Source organism: Halomicrobium sp. HArcht1-1 (genome assembly GCF_058933285.1).
In genome coordinates, this window is the sequence record NZ_JBZYDL010000001.1 from 317019 (window position 1) to 334995 (window position 17977).

General features: G+C 64.5%; 14 protein-coding genes and 1 pseudogene. 5 read left to right on the forward strand and 10 right to left on the reverse strand.

The window, feature by feature from the left end; translation table 11 throughout:
• Nucleotides 1-401 precede the first annotated feature (401 nt).
• The 3 genes and pseudogenes from AC5FRZ_RS01695 to AC5FRZ_RS01705 form a co-directional block, all read right to left on the reverse strand.
• The gene (locus AC5FRZ_RS01695) at nt 402-1334 is read right to left on the reverse strand and encodes a polyprenyl synthetase family protein (RefSeq protein WP_493563702.1); all 933 of its coding nucleotides are present in this window, start codon (nt 1332-1334) and stop codon (nt 402-404) included.
• Nucleotides 1335-1441: 107 nt separating this feature from the next.
• Nucleotides 1442-2019: pseudogene (locus AC5FRZ_RS01700) on the reverse strand (transposase domain-containing protein).
• Nucleotides 2020-2895: 876 nt separating this feature from the next.
• Complete coding sequence (locus AC5FRZ_RS01705; protein ID WP_153554820.1) at nt 2896-3405, reverse strand: DUF367 family protein; 510 nt, start codon at nt 3403-3405, stop codon at nt 2896-2898.
• Nucleotides 3406-3494: 89 nt separating this feature from the next.
• Between AC5FRZ_RS01705 and AC5FRZ_RS01710 the strand changes: the two genes are divergently transcribed.
• The gene (locus tag AC5FRZ_RS01710; RefSeq protein ID WP_493563703.1) at nt 3495-5039 is read left to right on the forward strand and encodes a redoxin domain-containing protein; all 1545 of its coding nucleotides are present in this window, start codon (nt 3495-3497) and stop codon (nt 5037-5039) included.
• 128 nt (nt 5040-5167) lie between these two features.
• Nucleotides 5168-5500: a nuclear transport factor 2 family protein gene (locus AC5FRZ_RS01715; RefSeq protein WP_493563704.1), complete on the forward strand. Its 333-nt coding sequence runs from the start codon at nt 5168-5170 to the stop codon at nt 5498-5500.
• 3 nt (nt 5501-5503) lie between these two features.
• Here AC5FRZ_RS01715 and AC5FRZ_RS01720 read toward each other — a convergent pair whose 3' ends face one another.
• From AC5FRZ_RS01720 to serS, 3 genes are all read right to left on the reverse strand, one after another.
• Nucleotides 5504-7654 (reverse strand): amino acid permease, encoded by a 2151-nt coding sequence (locus AC5FRZ_RS01720; RefSeq protein ID WP_493563705.1) that lies wholly within the window; start codon nt 7652-7654, stop codon nt 5504-5506.
• Nucleotides 7655-7952: 298 nt separating this feature from the next.
• Nucleotides 7953-8429 carry an Lrp/AsnC family transcriptional regulator gene (locus AC5FRZ_RS01725; RefSeq protein ID WP_170093122.1) on the reverse strand — a complete coding sequence of 159 codons (477 nt, stop codon included), beginning with the start codon at nt 8427-8429 and terminating at the stop codon, nt 7953-7955.
• Nucleotides 8430-8570: 141 nt separating this feature from the next.
• Nucleotides 8571-9956, reverse strand: coding sequence for a serine--tRNA ligase (gene serS, locus AC5FRZ_RS01730; RefSeq protein WP_493563706.1), 1386 nt, complete (start codon nt 9954-9956; stop codon nt 8571-8573).
• A gap of 689 nt (nt 9957-10645) precedes the next feature.
• Here serS and AC5FRZ_RS01735 point away from each other — a divergent pair.
• Nucleotides 10646-11494, forward strand: a complete 849-nt coding sequence (locus AC5FRZ_RS01735) for an alpha/beta fold hydrolase (RefSeq protein ID WP_493563707.1) — start codon at nt 10646-10648, stop codon at nt 11492-11494.
• Between the two features lie 25 nt (nt 11495-11519).
• On the opposite strand, the gene AC5FRZ_RS01740 is transcribed toward AC5FRZ_RS01735, so the two are convergent.
• The 4 genes from AC5FRZ_RS01740 to katG all read right to left on the reverse strand — a co-directional run bounded on the left by AC5FRZ_RS01740 (nt 11520) and on the right by katG (nt 14973).
• Entirely contained in the window at nt 11520-11660 is a 141-nt protein-coding gene (locus AC5FRZ_RS01740) for a hypothetical protein (RefSeq protein ID WP_170093125.1), read from the reverse strand.
• A 25-nt stretch (nt 11661-11685) separates the two neighbouring features.
• Entirely contained in the window at nt 11686-12078 is a 393-nt protein-coding gene (locus AC5FRZ_RS01745) for a type II toxin-antitoxin system death-on-curing family toxin (protein WP_493563708.1), read from the reverse strand.
• A gap of 212 nt (nt 12079-12290) precedes the next feature.
• Nucleotides 12291-12566: a DUF7571 family protein gene (locus tag AC5FRZ_RS01750; protein ID WP_015761721.1), complete on the reverse strand. Its 276-nt coding sequence runs from the start codon at nt 12564-12566 to the stop codon at nt 12291-12293.
• 205 nt (nt 12567-12771) lie between these two features.
• Nucleotides 12772-14973 carry a catalase/peroxidase HPI gene (gene katG, locus AC5FRZ_RS01755; protein ID WP_493563709.1) on the reverse strand — a complete coding sequence of 734 codons (2202 nt, stop codon included), beginning with the start codon at nt 14971-14973 and terminating at the stop codon, nt 12772-12774.
• Between the two features lie 95 nt (nt 14974-15068).
• Here katG and AC5FRZ_RS01760 point away from each other — a divergent pair, with 95 nt between their 5' ends.
• Nucleotides 15069-16019 carry an MBL fold metallo-hydrolase gene (locus AC5FRZ_RS01760; protein ID WP_493563710.1) on the forward strand — a complete coding sequence of 317 codons (951 nt, stop codon included), beginning with the start codon at nt 15069-15071 and terminating at the stop codon, nt 16017-16019.
• A gap of 37 nt (nt 16020-16056) precedes the next feature.
• Nucleotides 16057-17949 (forward strand): cation:proton antiporter domain-containing protein, encoded by a 1893-nt coding sequence (locus tag AC5FRZ_RS01765; RefSeq protein WP_170093129.1) that lies wholly within the window; start codon nt 16057-16059, stop codon nt 17947-17949.
• Nucleotides 17950-17977 lie beyond the last annotated feature (28 nt).

The window sequence follows — 17977 nt, forward strand, 5'->3', positions numbered from 1 at the left end:
TTTTTATGTTTGGAAATATAACACGACGTATAACAAGCGTACGATTGAAAGATTAGTCAATTTGGTAGCTTCCTGGGAAGACGCCGAGAGGCCCATTGTGAGGCTGTCGAGAGGCATCCGTTCGATGCGAGGTCAGTCGATGTTCACGAACAGGTCACCAAAACGCGTCCCGAACTGCAGTATGGTGGTTTCGACCGCGCTTCTCGAAGACAGTGTGTGATCCATTGTCGTTGATAGCTACCACCACGACTGGTCGTCGGATGGGTACACCGGGACCCAGAGACGCTCAAAGTCTTCATGGTGTCGGAAAGAAGCATCAGGCCGGCAACGCGTACTTGCGACCGACACGTGCGAGCTCCTGAAGAACCGCGAGGAGTGGTGTGCTCGCTTGTGCCGTGGCGTTACAGTTCGAAGTCCAGTTGGGCTAGGACCTGGAGCTTCGTTCGCTCTGGTGATTCGGGAAGGTTCTGCAAGGACGCCTTCGCGTCGTCCTGAAGTTGTTCCATGTAGTTACGCGCATACGTGATGCTACCGTTTTCTTGGTAGCGGTCTATGACCTCCTGTACGTCTGCCTGCGTTGTTTCTTCTGGTGGCTTGTCTAGTATATCGTACACCTCGTCGCTGTTAGTGTGGATCGTCATCAATGTTCGCTTCCCCGAGCAAATGTCTCCGCCGGGTTTGGATTTACCTTTACCGTGCTTGCAGTCCTGAATGTCGTCGTAAATTTGGAAAGCCGGCCAGAGACTCGAGTACCCATCGACATCCAGATCCGTGTCGCTCACCGCCTGTGGAAGTTCCAGACACAGGTCAAACAGCGAACCAGTCTTTTTCTGAACCATCTCGAGATACTCCTCGGAGGTCACGTCACGGCGTCGATCGAAATCCAGGTCCATCTGTTGCCCGGCCGTCATCTCGTGGACCGTCTCTATCGCGAGGTGTTCTTGGTCGTCCGGAACTGTCTTGAGGCCACGTGTGAGCATCATATCGCCGATATTGATAGCATCGTCGTGGCCGAATTCGACCCAGAAGGCGGGTTCGCCGCGCCGATATCGGTCGTCGTCCACGAGATCATCGTGCAACAGCGAGTAGGTGTGGATCATCTCGACGGCAGCGGCGATATCGAGGATATCGGCCGCTTCAAGCCCGCAAAGGGTTCCACTGAGCATGGCCAGTCCGGGGCGAAGTCGTTTTCCGCCACTCCGAATCTGGTAAGTCAGTCGGTCGGCGAACTGACTCTCACCAAGTATCGCCTCGAGGTGGTTGTCGACTGACGGTGTCACATCCCGTTGCAGCCATTCCAGAACGTCTCTCGTGGACGGAGCTTTATCACTCATTGCAATTCTCTCGAAAGAAACTCTCGGTTCAGAACATATATTACTTCTGGGTATCTCATAGGTAGTACTCAGACACGCTGATTCAATGCGAAACTGCCTGATTTGAGTCATTCGTCAGGTGCGTCTAGTTCGACGTTGCTGAAATAGTTTGAGAACGAAGAGGTTCACCTTCTCACTTCTCGAAGGACACGTTCAACGCTCTTCCGATTTCCCTGTTGTTAGTATCTGAAATCGAGTCCGTGACGTGAACACGCGTCTTTCAATGGTGTCGCACCATCGATGAGAAACGTGGTGTCATCGACGTCGTGTTTTTCGCGCAACTCGCCAAAGAATGTGTGAGCGATAGCTCCGCTCTCTCCGGCTCAAGCTTTGTATATGGTAATTCGCTCCAATCAGGAGCAACGGCAGCGTACAGCCAATACTGTTCGTCGTCGATTCAAACACCGTTTTCGTCAACTGCAACCTGATCCGGAGCTCGACCGGCTTCTGGCTGTAGTTTGCTCTTGTGGTTCAAATTATGCACTGTAGATCAAGCACGCTCGACACCAAAAACCTCAAAAAGCAAAACAGTATTCGAAATCGACACTCTAGCAAGATGCAGTTGGAGACTGAACTTCCTCAAGAATCGACGTGTCGATTCTCGCTCAACAAACTCAAAGTCGACCTCGTCCAAACTTCGACTGATACTACCGGCTGTAAGTCTGTGAATGATTTCGCCACCCCGGGGTGGCGAAGATCTTCACGAAGCTACAGCCGGCAGTATGAGGTGGGCGTTTTCGAGTATATCTCACTTCGAAAACGTACCGACTTACTCTTCATCCGTATCTGAACACCGCCGACGAGATCGAGTCATAGTAGCAATTGAAAGTCAATGCACGCCCGATCGCACGACAACAGTCCGATCGGTGTGTAAATCGTTTCAATTGTTACTATAGCGTTTATTGAACGAGAGACGAGAGCCTGTTTCTCGATGAACTCCAATATTCAGTTGTATTCGCAGAAATACATCTTCCATATACAATCATTCTTTTTATGACTTTGCCGCTGTAGCGCTTCAATTGACTGTCTTCAATTCGGTTCTCGAAGCCGACGTTTAGGCAGTGTCCGGTCGATCTTCGGAGCGGGTCGCAGCTTGGGAAACCTTGACTCGAATCGGCGACGCTGACGCTGCCGTCGATCCAGTGCCGAATAAATTTCTCCGTACAAAGTCTGAGGTGGAGAGATAGGCGCAGTCTCCGTATTCTTTGCCGAGTTTACCGGGAAATACGCTGCCGGTGCCGCCGTGGTTTGGAAGCTGCGTATCTGAGCACTACTGTCCGCCGACCCGCGGTCCGGTCACTACAGTACCATTGAAAGTCAATGCATGCCCGAGCGCACGACAGCAGTGCGATCGGTGTGTAAATCGTTACTATAGCGCCGGAGCGGATCGTTCGTTTCGCCAAGAATTATACGGGACTCGTGTGCCACCCTTGTATCAGGACGAGTCGCCACCTGCAGCCCGAGGGTCGCGCGCCGTGGGAGTCGTCCGCGCCACTGAGACATGTTCACCGACGTCGAGTAATCACTCTTCGGCCAGATAGTCGTCCTGGACGGCGACGACCTCGCTCGAATCCGCACACGCCGCGTACCGCTCCAGTGGCTCCTCGTTGAGTTCGAGGAAGGTGTGGCCCCAGCTGAAGTGTTCGAGCAACCGCTCGGCGTGGTCGCGCTCGCCGAGGATACAGAGCGCCCCGGCGAAGGCCTCGACCGTGTTGAGCTGGAAGGCGGTGCCGTAGTTGACGGGGTTGCCGGCAACGAGGAAGGGCAGCGACCGGTGGAGCCCTTCGAGGTCGAACGCCTCCCGCTCGGCGGTCTCCCACGAGCAGTCCAGTGCCACCACTCGGTCGGTGCGGGACCCGGAGCCCGCCCGGTCCGCCGGTGAGAGGGCCTGGTCGGCGAAGGGGTTCAGCACGATCCCCGGCGGCGTCGACCGGGTCGCGCGGTGCAACTCGGCCTCGTCGAACTGCGCGAGCCGCCGGGCGCTGCACTTGTCGGGATCGTCGTCGCCCTCGTACCGGACGTGTAGTTCCACGGCCGCTCGTAGGTCGCCAGCCGGTATAAGGGCCACGAGCTTCGATTTTGGACATACAGTTAAGTGGCCGAACGAGAAACTCTCTCGCAGTGATTTCCGAGGGCGACGAAGCGCCGCGGTTCGAGCTGCCGGCCGTCGTCGACGGCGAGCACCGGCGGGTGGCGCTGGACGAGTACCTCGGCGAGGACGTGGTCATCCTCGCGTTCTATCCCGGCGACTTCAACCCGGCCTGTGACGAGGAGTCGGACCTGGACGAACTCGACCTGTTCACGATGCAAAAAGACGTGAGCGTGCTGGGGATCAGCGCGGACACCCTGTACAGCCACGCCGCCTTCGCCGAGGCGTACGACCTGCACGTCCCGCTGCTCTCGGACACGCGTCGCGAGGTCGCCCGAGAGTACGGCGTCACCTTCGAGGACGCCGTCGGGCAGGCCCTGATCGAACGGGCGGTGTTCGTCGTCGACCACGACGGGATCGTCCAGTACGCCTGGTCGACACAGAGCCCGCTGGCCCTGCCCGACGTGGACGCCATCAAGGACACGATCGGCGACACCGGCGGCGACGACACCGCCTTCGCCCGCTATCGGGTCGGCCACGCCCACTACACCGAAGGGCGGCGGGCGTTCACGAGCGCCATGGGATCCTACCAGGACTCGGAGTGGATGCTCGCTCAGTCTGACTTCGGGCGGGCACAGGCGGCCTTCGAAGAGGCCGCCGACCACTTCGACAGCGCCGTCCGGTTCGTCGACGACGCCGACCTGACGACGTACTACGAGCGCGCCGAGGAGAAGGCGACCGCGCTCTGGCAGGCCGCCGAGTGGCTCTCGGAGTCGGCCAGCGAGTATTCGAGCGGTGCCGGCGCGGCGGGACAGCGCCTCCGGGACGACGCCGAGCGTCCGCTGGAGACCGCCCGCGACATCGGCGAACCGATCGATCCAGACGCGTGGCCGCCGGACTTAGACGCCGACGACGCCCAGAGCATCCTCCCGCAGGACGACGACGCGGAGGTCGAACTGGCGATCGACATCGACGAGGCCGCGACCGGCGGTGCGGAGGCCGACGCGCCGTCGCTCGACGAGACGCCGGCAGGCGAGGGGTCGGGAGACGAGACCGGCGGCGAGGAGGAGATCGACGACGCGGAACTCCAGGAGATCGAGGCGGAACTGACCGCCAACCAGCCCGACGACCCGACCGGTGGGGACCTAGAGGAGACGCCGACGAGCATGGTCGACGCACCGCCGGACGCCGACGACGGTGACACCGGGGGCGACGATCTGGCCGAACTCGAAGCGGACCTGGAAGCGAGCCAGTCGACGTCGGAGCCCTCACCGGCGGACGAGGAGCGTCCGGACTCCACGCCCGACACGCCCTCGCTCGAACCGGACGACGCGGACGTTCCCCCGCCGGGATCTGGCTCGCTGGAACCCGGCACGGGATCGGGTGACGGCGGAGCCGCGTTCGACGATGGCGACGGCGCAGCGTCGCCCGACGACGGTCCGGACGAACGGGACCACCTCGACGAGACGGACGAACTCGACGAACCGGACGGAGCCAGCGACGAGGACATGGCCGCGATCCCGACCGAGGCGGAACTCGCCGCGGACGACGAGGACGACGACCGCGAGCGGTACTGACACCGCCGATCGTCGTTCGCTCTCGGCTCGATCGACACCGTCGTGCGATCGACCGAGCCGTCGCCTCCAACCGTCCGTCTGGCTACCGGACCACCACTTTCTCGTCGCTGCCGGGCGAGGGACCAGTCATGGATCGGGTGGCGACGGCACGCGCGTACTACCGGGCACTGGACGAGCACGACTACGACCTGCTTTCGGACGTACTCGCCCCCGACTTCGTCCACGAGCGACCGGATCGGACCTTCGAGGGGCGCGACCGCTTCGTCCAGTTCATGCGCGAGGAGCGCCCACAGACGGAGACGAGCCATCCCATCGACGCTGTCTACACCGGGGCGTCGACCGTCGCGGTCGAGGGACGACTGCTGGCCAGTGACGACGCCGAGATCACGCGGTTCGTCGACGTGTTCGCGTTCGAAGACGGGGTGATCGACCGTCTCAGGACTCACACGCCGGAGTCCTGAGGGTCAGAACACGATGCGCTCGAACAGCCGCCGGAGCAGCCCTGGCTGTTCGGACTCGTGTGCGTGGACGGTGATCTCGGTGCTGTCGGCCGGGCCGTCGGGCCGCCGGTCGAGCAGCGAGCCCCGGAGTCGGTGATCGGCTCCCCGGCGGATCCGAATGTCCGGTCTGGTCTGTGCGGTCTCCGTGCCGGTGGCCGAGACCGGGACCGACAGCAGGTCCGCCAGCTGTTCTCGGTACGTCACTCCGGGGCCGTTCTCGTCTTTGTCCCCCGGGCTGAAGACGACGCGACCGCCGTTCTCGGCGGCCAGCGTGTCCGTGATCGCGACGGTGTTGGGGTGGAACGGGCCGCCGTCGTCCTCGACCGCGATGCGCTTCGGTCGGTCGTACCCCCTGTTGTCCACCAACAACACGTCACACGGGGCGTGGTCGACGATCCAGTCGACCGGATCGCCGAACAGCCGCGACCGGAGCCGTCGGTGTTCATGTTCAGCGACGATTGCGTCGACGCCGCGGTGGCGCGCGAAGTTGACGATCGCGTGTTTCGTGTCGTGGCTGACGATCTCGCCCGCGTCGACGGCGACGTTCAGGTCGTCTGCGAGGTCGTCGGTCTGTTCTTCGAACTGAACGTCTGCCGGTGACTGCGTCTCGGAGGCCGTTTCGAGGTCCATCTGGTCTGGCACCTCCTCGAACCAGACGGCGACGACGCGGCCGTCGTGTGGCCGCACGAGATCGGCGGCGATCCGCAGCAGTGCGGCCTCGCGCTCGCGATCCATCTCTCGGGTGATCGCGACCAGCACCTCGTAGGGCTTGTTCTCCATCGCCGAGGCGGTCTCGTCGATGAGCGCGTCGCCGATCCCCTGTCCGACCGCGTCGGCCGCGGCACCCTGTCGCTCGACGTTGGGCCGGGCGTAGAGGAGGTACCAGAGCACGCTCCCGACGGTGATGACGACGGCCCCGACGATCGCGACCGGTCCCATCTGGGTGAGCAACACGACGCCGCTGAGCACCCCGCCGACCTGCAGCCAGGGATACAGCGGGGCCTCGAAGCTTGGCTCGTAGTCTCCCTCACCCTCGCGGAAGGCCACGATCGCGACGTTGATCAGGACGAACACGAGGATCTGGAACGCACTGGCGAGTTTCGCGATGTCGAGGATCGGGACGAACGCGATCAGAGCCAGCAGGACGATCCCGGTCAGCGAGATCGACAGCGACGGCGTGCCAAAGCGCTCGCTGACCTCTGCCAGCGACGTGGGCACGAGGCCGTCACGGGCCATCGCGAAGGGGTACCGAGACGACGAGAGGATGCCGGCGTTGGCCGTCGAGATCAGCGCGAGGATCGCCGCCAGCACCACGGCCCAGACCCCCCACTCGCCCAGCGTCGCTGCCGCGGCCTCGGCGACCGGGGTGGCGGAGCCGGCGACCACGCCCGCGTCGGTGACGCCGACGATGATCGCCACGATCAGGACGTACAGCAGCGTCGTGAACGCCAGCGAGCCAAGGATGCCCAGCGGGATGTTCCGGTCCGGGTTCTCGACTTCCTCGGCGACGCTGGCGACCTTCGTGACGCCAGCGTAGGAGACGAACACCAGCCCCGTCGCGGCCAGCAGGCCGGACAGTCCGTCGGCGTAGAACGGCTGGAAGTTGGCCTGCTGGACGCTCGCTCCGCTGCCGACGACGAACCACGCCAGCGCCGCAAGCATCACCACGACGATCACGACCTGCAGGCGACCAGTCTGTTTCGCTCCGACGAGATTCACCAGAATCAGGACGCCCGCGAGTCCCAGCGCGACGGGCTTGACCGGGAGGTCGAACAGGATCAGGAGATATGGGACGCCACCGACCAGTGCGAGCCCGCCCTTGAACGCCAGGGAGAACCACGTGCCGACGCCCGCAACTGTCCCGAACAGCGGCCCCATTCCGCGCTCGATGTAGAGGTAAGTCCCGCCGGCCTCGGGCATCGCCGTCGCCATCTCGGACTTCGACAGCGCCGCCGGCACGACGAGGAGGCCGGCCAGCAGGTAGGCGAGCACGACCGAGGGACCGGCCGTCTTGAGCGCCAGTGCCGGGAGAATGAAGATCCCGCTGCCGATCATCGCGCCGACGCTGATCGCCATGACCGTCGGGAGCCCGAGGTCTCGCTCTAGCTGTTTCATCTGTCTCGTCGTGTCCCGCTACTGTGCGCTCGCTCGGACTCCGCGATGTCGGCCCTCCGGACGCCCGGCGGGGGATCGGTCGCCTCCGCCCGCGCGACCAGTGATCGCCCATCGACGAGAGCCGTCCGTTCGTCTGGGAGTGCTGTGCGAGTGTGACCGGGTAGTGACTGTCGGATCATGTGTCGCTGTGTCGACACCGCTTCGGTTCGGTGTCTATGTTACCCGGCTGTTACAGACGGACGGCAATAAGCTAGCCGATGTAATTGACGATCCGGTAGATTATAGGGTACGATATTCTCTATTCGTCCGCACACTCGACGTCGAACCCGTCGAACGCGTCCACGTGCTCGCTTCGGATGAGGTCCTCGTCGGCGACTTCCAGCCCGAGTTCGTCGAGGTCCCGGCCGATGCGGCTGAGGTCGTCGCCGTCCGCCCCGACGACGCTGACGTGGACGTTCTCCTCGCCGGTCATGACCTCCGTCACGCGAACGACGCCCGGAACTTCCAGCGCCGCTTCGGCCAGCTCCTCTCGCCGGGGGACCGGCGCGGTACAGATGATCAGCGTGTACAGCTGGTAGCCGGCGCTCTCGTACTCCACGTCGGCGTGGTACCCGCTGATGAGCCCCTGTTGTTCCAGTCGCTGGATCCTGTTTCGGACCGTACTGGCCGAGACGTCGGCCGCGTCGGCGATCGTTCCAGAAGACGTGTGGCGCGCGTCGGTCTGCAGTTCGTGGATGATCTTCTTGTCTAGCTCGTCGAGTCCTTCGAGCGTCATGCGTTTCGGTCACGCACCGGATACAAATAGGCATTCCCCGTCACAGCGGCGTCAGCTTTCGATCCCGAGTGCCACTCGACGCCGCCCAGTGGGCTCGCTCGTCGCTGGCGGTCCCCTCGGACGCTCGGACGACCGATCGCCTCAGGCGTCGCCGTCGCCCTCGCCGACGGCGCTCTCGCCGACCGGGTCGTGGCCCTCGATGCGTTCCTGGCCGCCCATGTAGGGGCGCAGCGGTTCGGGGACGGTGATCGTGCCGTCGTCGTTCTGGTAGTACTCCATGATCGCGACCATCACGCGCGGGACGGCGACGCCGCTGCCGTTGAGCGTGTGGAGGTACTCCGCGGACTCGTGGCGTTCGGGCCGGTAGTGGATGCCCGCCCGACGGGCCTGGAAGTCCTCGAAGTTCGAGACCGAGGACACCTCAAGCCAGCGCCCGCCCTCTTCGGGGCCGTCGTCCATGTCGTCGCCGGGTGCCCACACCTCGATGTCGTACTTCTTGGCCTGGGTGAACCCCATGTCGCCGGTACACATGTCCAGCACGCGGTAGGGCAGGTCCAGGCGGTCGAGCACTTCCTCGGCCTCGGCGAGCAGCCCTTCGAGGCGCTCGTAGCTGTTCTCCGGCCGGACGAAGTTGACCAGCTCGACCTTGTTGAACTGGTGGACGCGGACGTACCCGCGGGTCTCGGTCCCGTGCTCGCCGGCCTCGCGGCGGAAGTTCGGCGAGAACGCCTGGTGTTTGATCGGGAGGTCGTCGTCCAGCAGGATCTCGTCGCGGTACATGTTGGTCACCGGCACCTCCGCGGTCGGGAGCAGCCAGAGGTTGTCGTCGTCGTGGTCGTCGTCCTGCCGGGCTCCGATACGGTAGGCGTCCTCGGCAAACTTCGGCAGCTGGCCGGTCCCACGCATCGACTCGCTGTTGACTGGCAGCGGCGGGAACACGTCGACGTAGTCCTGCTCGCGGTGTACGTCGAGCATGAACTGGATCAGCGCGTACTCCAGCCGTGCGCCCTCGCCCTTGACGAACTGGAACCCGCCGCCGGAGACCTTCGCGCCGCGCTCGAAGTCCAGAATGTCGAGTTCCTCGCCCAGCTCGTAGTGAGGGATCACGTCCTCGGGCAGGGTCCGCAGGTCGTCGAACCCCTCGCGGTAGCGCTCGACGTTGTCGCTCTCGTCGTCGCCGACCGGCACCGACTCGTGGGGGACGTTGGGGATCTCCAGCAAGCGAGCCTCCAGCTTCGCTTCGAGTTCGTCGGCCCGGTCCTCGACGCGCTGGAGCTCCGCTTTCAGCTCGCTGGAGCGCTCGATGGCTTCCTGGGCCTTCTCCTCCTCGCCCTCGCGCTTGTACTCGCCGATCTCGCTGGAGACCTCGTTGCGCTGGTGGCGCAGATTGTCGCCCTCCGCCTTCAGCTCGCGCCACTCCGCGTCGATCCGCAGGATCTCGTCGAGGTCGACGCCCGTGACGCCCTTCTGCTCGATGGCCTCCCGGACCATCTCGGCGTTCTCACGGACGAACTGTCTGCTCAACATGGACGGCGGTTGTCCACGCCCGGCCCTAATCATTCCGATCCACCTTTTTTCAGCGGGGGTGCGCCGTCGGCGCACCCCGCTTGCAAACGTCCTCAGAGATCGAAGATCTCTGATGGGCTCGCAAGAGCTGTGCTCTTGCGAACGTGGGCGAAAAAGGCTCGCCCTCACTACGCTCGATCGAGTGAATCGCGCGAACTGCCGGGTCCTTCGGACCGCTCGTTCGCGCGAATGCTCTCAGTAACGATGTGGCGCGCGCTGTCGCGCCTCTGTGGCGCGACCAACACTGTGCGAGGGACGACAGAGCGACCACAGGGAGCGATGGAGTCGGCTGGGGAGGCCCGTGGTGCGGTGCTGCAATGCAGTCCTGGTGGATCGAAAGGGCGAGACGCGGTCGCGGGTTCTGCGCGGGCACTATCCGAACAAAGTGAGGATATCCCGCACAGAACCCGCGAGCGGGGCGAGGGCTTTCAGCTGTCGTTAGTAGTGTTACTCACCGTAACTGCTAGCGAGCGGGGCGAGGGCTTTCAGTACTTGTTACCGGCGGTCGTTACTGAAACTCCTAGCGAGCGGGGTGAGGGCTTTCGGTACTCGTTGGCTCCCTCGATCACTGTCTCGTCGACCCCTAGCGACACCAAGTACTACTGCTAGGACCGCCCGCCTATAAGACCGACCGGCAAGAACAGCCGCCAATGACCGAGCCGGAGACGGTCGTCGTCGGCGACGGGCGGCGACTGGCCTACGAGGAGTACGGCCGCACCGACGGGCGGCCGGTGGTGTGTCTCCACGGCAACCCCGGTTCCCGGCTGCTGTGGTCGCTGTTCGACGAGACGGCCCAGCACCACGACGCCCGCCTGATCGCGCCGGATCGGCCGGGGTTCGGCGCGTCCGACTTCCGGCCCGACCGGGACCTGCTGGACTGGGCCGACGACGTGCGGACGCTGGCCAAGATGCTCGATCTCGACACCTTCTCCGTCGTCGGTTTCTCGGCTGGTGGACCCCACGCGGCGGCCTGCGCCCACGAACTCGACCGCGTCGAGCGGGCCGTCCTCGTCAGCAGTCCCGGTCCGCCGGAGACCCGGCAGTACGCCACGGCGTCGAACCGTCGGCTGACGGCCGCCACCCGGTCGGTGCCGGGGCTCTCGCGGGGGCTGTTCGGCCTGACGGGCTGGCTGGCCCGCCACTGGCTCGCGCGGTTTCGCGAGACCATCGAGAGTGGCGCGTCCGACGCCGACCGCGAGCTGTTTGCCGCCCCCGACGGCACCGTCGTCGTCGCCGACGCCGCCGAGGCGTTCGCTCAGGGCGGGCGCGGGCCGGCCCACGAGTTCCCGATGCTGGGCGAGCCCTGGGGGTTCGACCCCGCCGACTGTGCCCGCAAGCTGTCGCTGTGGCACGGCCGCCAGGACGAGCGAGTCCCGCTCCGGGTCGCGCAGGCCGTCGCCAGCCGACTGCCCGACACCGACGTGACCGTCGTCGACGCGGGCCACTACTCGACGCTGGTCGAGCAGTTCGAGTCGATCTTACTGGATGCGAGAAGATAGTGTTCTCGAACTGGCCGATTTCGGCCTACTCGTGTTCGAGCGCGTCGTAGATGTCCCGGTGTTCGTCCCGGTCTGCCGTGGCAACGCGCCGAACCAACTCGCGACGGATGTCCGCCATCACGTCGTCGAGCGGCGAATCTGCCTCGGACGATTCGTCTGTCGCCATAGTTGAATCTGTCTCCCGAGAGCCGTTAATCGTTCGGATTCGATCGGTCGGTCGTCAACTCGCCGACCCCGTACCGAACGAGTTCCTCGCGCCACTGACTGATTTCACCTGCCAGATCGATCGGTGCGGTGTTCGTTCGAAGATACTCGGTGACCGCGTCCTCGTCGACTGTCTCAGCGTCGGTCCCGAAATCTCGCAAGATCGTTCTGATCTCGTCGTCGTACGCGAACCGGTAACCGTTCAGGAAGTAGAACACGACGGTCGTGTTGAGGGCAGTCCGTTTGTTGCCGTCCACGAACGGGTGGTTGGCGACCAGGAGTCGAGTGAGATGATACGCTTTCGCGTGGAGTGTCTCCGGAACCGTCCCGAAGTTGCCGTGTTCGACGTAGTCGAGCGCGAACTCGATGTCTCTTGGCATCGGCAGGCACCGTTCGTTCCGCAACTCCGCGCAGTGTGACCGTCGTCGACGCGGGCCACTACTCGACGCTGGTCGAGCAGTTCGAGTCGATCTTACTGGACGCGGTCGAGTGAGACCGCCGGCTGTCGTCTGTGACCGGTCTCGCCGCTCCGGGATCGACGGGACGGCCGCAGTACGGCGGTCGATTCGACGGCAAAACGGGTCGCTCGGCCCTAGACGCGTTTCGACTGGGCGTCGACCGTCCAGCCGGGATCTTCGCCGGTCTCGGCGATGTGCTCGGACCGACACGCCGGACAGTAGTCCGGCACCGTGGACTCGCTTCTCGGAACGTAGACCGCGCCGCCACACTCCACGCACGCGTCCTCGACCACTGTCGTACAGTCGACACAGAGGTTGAAGTCGTCGACCGTCAGCTCGCGCAGGGGTTCGAGGTGTTTGTCCAAGAGGTACTCGTCGATAGCCGCCTGGCAGTTGTGGCACGGTTGCATAGCGATCCACTGCACTCCATGTGATACCGACACATAGTCCTACCGCCTGCAGTGATACTGCCGGTAGTATGAGTTCTGCCAGCGACCTGTCGTGAAACGAACTCCGTGTGTCGCTCCAGCGTTCCCGGCGACTGCAAAAAGCGGGCGTCGTCTGCCCGGTCGTGCTCCGGCCCGCGCCTTTCAGCGGGCAGGCACAGACGGGACGCTATTCGAGGTCGAAGCGGTCGGCCCGCATGACCTTCGTCCACGCGTCGACGAAGTCCTCGACGAGCTGTTCCTCGCCGTCGTCGGCCGCGTACACTTCCGCGATCGCCCGGAGCCGGGACTGGGACCCGAAGATCAGATCTGCGCGGGTGCCCGTCCACTTGTGCTCGCCCGTGTCGCGGTCGTACCCCTCGTAGATCTGGGTGCCCTCGCTGGCTGCTTCCCACTCGGTGTCCATGCTGAGCAGGTTCGCGAAGAAGTCGTTGTCCAGCGTCCCCGGTTCGTCGGTGAAGACGCCCAGATCGGAGCCGTCGTAGGTCGCGCCGAGCGTGCGCATGCCGCCGACGAGCGCGGTCATCTCGTCGGGACCCAGGTTCAGGAGATCCGCCTTGTCGACCAGCAGCGTCTCGGCCGGCTGTTCGAGGCCGTCCTGAATGTAGTTGCGGAAGCCGTCGACCTTCGGCTTCAGCGCCTCGAAGGAGTCGGCGTCCGTCTGTTCGGCGGTGGCGTCGGTCCGGCCGGGCTCGAACGGCACGTCGACCTCGTAGCCGGCCGCGGCCGCGGCTTCCTCGACGGCCGCGTTGCCACCGAGGACGATCAGGTCGGCCAGCGAGACGCGCACGTCGTCGGATCGGCCCTCGTTGAACTCGGTCTGGATCTCTTCGTAGGTTTCGAGGATCGTTTCGAGTTCCTCGGGCTGGTTGACCGCCCAGCTACGCTGGGGTTCGAGACGGAGTCGGGCACCGTTCGCGCCGCCGCGCTTGTCGCTGTCGCGGTAGGTCGAGGCCGACGCCCAGGCGGTCTTGACCAGCTGGGCGGTCGAGAGGTCCGAGTCGAGGATCTCTCCCTTGAGGTCGGCGATCTCGGCGTCCCCGATCAGCTCGTGATCGACCTCCGGGATCGGGTCCTGCCAGATCATCGTCTCGTCGGGCACTTCCGGACCGAGGAGCCGCTCGGGCGGACCCATGTCGCGGTGGGTCAGCTTGTACCAGGCCTTCGCGAAGGCCATCCCGAACTCCATGGGGCTCTCCTGGAACTCCTCCATGATCTCCCGGTAGTCGGGGTCGCGCTTGAGCGCGATGTCGGTCGTCAGCATCATGGGGGTCTGGGTCTCGTCCGGGTCGTGTGCGTCGGGCACGGTGTCTTCGAGCTCCTCGTTCTTCGGTGCCCACTGCCACGCGCCGCCGGGACCGCGCTCCGGTTCCCACTCGTAGTCCAGCAGGTTGTCGACGTAGCCCATGTCCCACCAGGTCGGGTCCTGGGTCCAGGGGCCTTCGATACCGCTGGTGATCATTTCGCCGCCCTTGGTGCCGTTCTCGTTCTTCCAGCCGAGGCCCTGCTGTTCGATGGGGGCCGCCTCCGGCTCTGGACCGAGGTTCTCGTCGGGGTCGTCCGCGCCGTGGACCTTCCCGAACGTGTGTCCGCCAGCGATGAGTGCCGCGGTCTGCTTGTCGGTCATCGCCATCCGCGAGAACGTCTGGCGGATGTTCTTGGCCGACGCCTCGGGGTCGGGGTTGCCGTCTGGGCCTTCCGGATTCACGTAGATGAGCCCCATGACGGAGGCACCGAGTCCCTCCTGAATCTCGCCGGGCTCCTCGAAGCGTTCCTGGGTGTCCATCTCCTCCTCGGGACCCCAGTTGACCGCCTTGTCGGTGTCGAAGGCGTCCTCGCGGCCGCCGCCGAAGCCGAAGGTCTTGAAGCCCATCGACTCGATGGCGACGTTGCCCGCCAGGACGATCAGGTCGGACCACGAGAGGCGCTTGCCGTACTTCTGCTTGACGGGCCACAGCAGGCGTCGGGCCTTGTCGAGGTTGGCGTTGTCGGGCCAGCTGTTGATCGGGGCGAACCGCTGGCGGCCACCGGCAGCGCCGCCGCGGCCGTCGTAGGCGCGATAGGTCCCGGCGCTGTGCCAGGCCATCCGAATCATGAACGGTCCGTAGTGGCCGTAGTCGGCCGGCCACCAGTCTTTCGAGTCCGTGAGTACGTCCTCGATGTCCGCTTTCACTGCTTCGAGATCGAGCTTCTGGAACTCCTCGGCGTAGTCGAACTCTTCGCCAAGCGGGTCCGCGTCGCGGACGTTCTGGTCGAGAATCTCCAGGCTCAGCCGCTCGGGCCACCACTCGTCGTTCGACGTTCGCTCGGGCCAGGCGGTCGATCCGCTCGTACTCAGTTCTGTTCCGGATGTCGGACTGTTGTCTGCCATCTACTAGTCTCGTGCAGACCCTCCTCAAAAACAGTTGTTTTGGCATATGCCAAAGTGGCGGTGGCTTTAACGCGTCGCCGCTCCCCACTCGTAGTATGGCAATCGGCGACGTCGTTCGAGCACGAGCGGTCCACGACGACTGCTGGTACGTCGACACCGGCATGTACGATGTCGAGGAGTACGGCTCCGTCTACCTCGTCGACGGCGACCGGCCGGCGCTGGTGGACACGGGTCTGGGCACCAACGTCGAGCGGGTCCTCGATCTCCTCGACGCGGCCGACCTCGCACCGGAGGCACTCGACGTGATCGCGCTCACGCACGTCCACCTCGATCACGCTGGCGGCGCGGGTCCCCTCGTGGAGGCATGTCCGAACGCGACCGTGTTCGTCCACGAGTCGGGAGCGCGCCACCTCGTCGATCCCGCTCGCCTCTGGGCCGGCACGAAACAGGCCGTCGGCGACCAGATCGAGTACTACACCGAGCCGACGCCGATCCCCGAACCCCGTATCGAGACACTGACCGACGGCGACGCGATCGACCTCGGCGACTACCGCCTCCGCGCCCGTCACGCGCCCGGCCACGCACCCCACCAGGTCGTCTTCGACGCGCCCGAACTGGACGCCGTCTTCACCGCCGACGCGGCCGGGATCTACACGCCCTCGACCGACGAGGTCCACGTGACGAGTCCGCCGCCGAACTTCGATCTCGACGGTGCCCTCGACGACGTGGCGATGCTCGCCGACCTCGATCGGACGTGGCTCTGCTACGCACACTACGGCCCGGCTCGGACCGACGACCGTCTCGACGAGTACGCCACGACCCTCGAAACGTGGGTCGAGGCCGTCGAGACCGCACGCGCTGACGCCGACGACGAGGCGGTCGTCGACCACTTCGTCGAGACCGTCGAGACGCCCGCCGTCTGGAGCGACCACAAGGCACGGGCCGAAGTCGCGATGAACGTCCGTGGCGTCCTGACGTATCTGGACCGCCGCGAGGAGAGTGCGGAATCGACCGACAGTGGCCGAGGTGATACTGCCGACGAGTGAGTGCGTTTATACGCACCGACTCCGTGCGTTCCTGTAGATGGCGGCTACTGAACTGATACTCCTCGTCGCGGGGATCACTGCGATCGGCGTCCTCGCTCAGTTGCTCGCCGACCGACTCCAGATCCCGACTATCATCTTCTACATCGGTGCCGGGCTCTTGCTCGGACCGATCTCGGGGTATCTCTCCGGCCACCTCCCGTTCCTCGGTGGTCGGATCATCGATCCGGCGTCGTTCGGTGACGCGCTGCCGGCGATCGTCGGTCTCTCGGTCGCGATCATCGTCTTCGAGGGGGCGTTTCACCTCAGGGTCGGCCGCATCCGCGAAGCCCCGGCGGCGGCGCTGCGCGTCGTCACGATCGGTGCGCTCATCGCGCTGCTGGGTACCGCTATCGCGGTCCACTTCGCACTGGGAGCCTCCTGGGCGCTGTCGCTGACTATCGGCGCACTGCTGACCGCTACCGGCCCGACCGTCGTCACGCCGATCCTCGACATCGTGCCGGTGCGCGACCGGGTCGCGGCCACGCTGGAGACCGAGGGGATCGTCAACGACGTGAGCGCCGCCATTCTGGCCGTCGTCTTCTTCGAGATCGTCAACCCCGCAGACAGCTTCGAGGGACTCCTGCAAGGGTTCGCGGGACGACTCGGGATCGGCCTCTTTTTCGGGGTCGTCGTCGCCGGTGTGCTGTACTACCTCGTCCGGTACGTGGATCTCGCGCCCGGCGACGCACCGCGCAACGCCCGACTGCTCGTCCTCGCGGGGGCGCTGGTCGCCTACGCCTCGGCGAACTCACTCGCCAGCGAGGCCGGCGTCGCCGCCGTCGCGACGGCCGGCTTCCTGCTTGGCAACGCCGACATCCCCTACGAGGAAGACATCGAGGACTTCAAGGGCGACATCACGCTCATCGTCCTCTCGTTCGTCTTCATCACGCTCGCGGCCCTGCTCGAATTTTCCACGCTCCAGACGGTCGGTCTCGCGGGCGTCGCCGTCGTCGTGATCATCGCGCTCGTCTTGCGCCCGCTCCTGATCTTCATCTCGACCGTCGGCGACCGCTTCACGCTACAGGAGCGGACGTTCATGAGTCTCGTCGGTCCCCGCGGGATCATTCCCGCGTCGGTCGCGACGCTGTTTGCCGTGCAACTCCGATCCGAAGGGCTCCCAGAGGAGGCCAGTCTCCTGCTGGGGGTCGTCTTCCTCGCGATCCTGCTGACGGCCATCTTCGAAGGTGGCCTCGCGCGCTACATCGCAGAATACCTGGACGTGATACCAATGCGAGTCATCATCGTTGGAGGCGGTAAGGTGGGCCGGTCGCTCGCCGAACGCCTCGAAGACCGCGGCGAGAACATCGTCATCATCGAGAAGAATCAAGCAGTCGTCGAATCGGCGCGAAACGCCGGCTACACCGTCGAGTACGGCGACGGAGCCGACACGGACACGTTACGTGCCGCCGGGGCCGACAACGCCAAGATCGTCGCCGCCGCCACCGGTGACGACGACGTGAACCTGCTCGTGTCACAGCTGGCGTCCTCGAAGTTCGACGTGGAGAACGTCATCGCACGGGCCAACAACCCCGACAACGTCGAGGCGTTCGAGGATCTGGGCGTTCGGACCATCTCCTCGTCGATGGCGACGGCCTGGGCGATGGACAACCAGATCGAACGCCCGGCGATCGCCAACTGGATGACCGACATCGGCCACGAGGGCGACGTCCAGGAAGTCGAGGTCTGTGGCGGGGAGTTCGTCGGGACACCGATCAATGAGGTCGGCTCCATGCTGCCCGAGGCCTGCCTGATCGCGCTGGTCACCCGCGACGGCGAGACGAAGGTGCCCACGGCCGACTTCGTCATCGAGAAAGGCGACATGATCACGCTGCTCGGCCGTCGCGAATCCGTTCGTGAGGGGATGCAGATGGTCGATTCGAAGACCGCTTGACGACGCTTTCTGCCGTCGTCCTGTGTTC

Bases quoted from the DNA above. Each gene is read 5' to 3' on its own strand.
- AC5FRZ_RS01695 (WP_493563702.1), bottom strand. From the start codon at position 1,334: ATGAGTGATAAAGCTCCGTCCACGAGAGACGTTCTGGAATGGCTGCAA.
- AC5FRZ_RS01715 (WP_493563704.1), top strand. From the start codon at position 5,168: ATGGATCGGGTGGCGACGGCACGCGCGTACTACCGGGCACTGGACGAG.
- AC5FRZ_RS01720 (WP_493563705.1), bottom strand. From the start codon at position 7,654: ATGAAACAGCTAGAGCGAGACCTCGGGCTCCCGACGGTCATGGCGATC.
- AC5FRZ_RS01725 (WP_170093122.1), bottom strand. From the start codon at position 8,429: ATGACGCTCGAAGGACTCGACGAGCTAGACAAGAAGATCATCCACGAA.
- serS (WP_493563706.1), bottom strand. From the start codon at position 9,956: ATGTTGAGCAGACAGTTCGTCCGTGAGAACGCCGAGATGGTCCGGGAG.
- AC5FRZ_RS01735 (WP_493563707.1), top strand. From the start codon at position 10,646: ATGACCGAGCCGGAGACGGTCGTCGTCGGCGACGGGCGGCGACTGGCC.
- AC5FRZ_RS01740 (WP_170093125.1), bottom strand. From the start codon at position 11,660: ATGGCGACAGACGAATCGTCCGAGGCAGATTCGCCGCTCGACGACGTG.
- AC5FRZ_RS01745 (WP_493563708.1), bottom strand. From the start codon at position 12,078: ATGCCAAGAGACATCGAGTTCGCGCTCGACTACGTCGAACACGGCAAC.
- AC5FRZ_RS01750 (WP_015761721.1), bottom strand. From the start codon at position 12,566: ATGCAACCGTGCCACAACTGCCAGGCGGCTATCGACGAGTACCTCTTG.
- katG (WP_493563709.1), bottom strand. From the start codon at position 14,973: ATGGCAGACAACAGTCCGACATCCGGAACAGAACTGAGTACGAGCGGA.
- AC5FRZ_RS01760 (WP_493563710.1), top strand. From the start codon at position 15,069: ATGGCAATCGGCGACGTCGTTCGAGCACGAGCGGTCCACGACGACTGC.
- AC5FRZ_RS01765 (WP_170093129.1), top strand. From the start codon at position 16,057: ATGGCGGCTACTGAACTGATACTCCTCGTCGCGGGGATCACTGCGATC.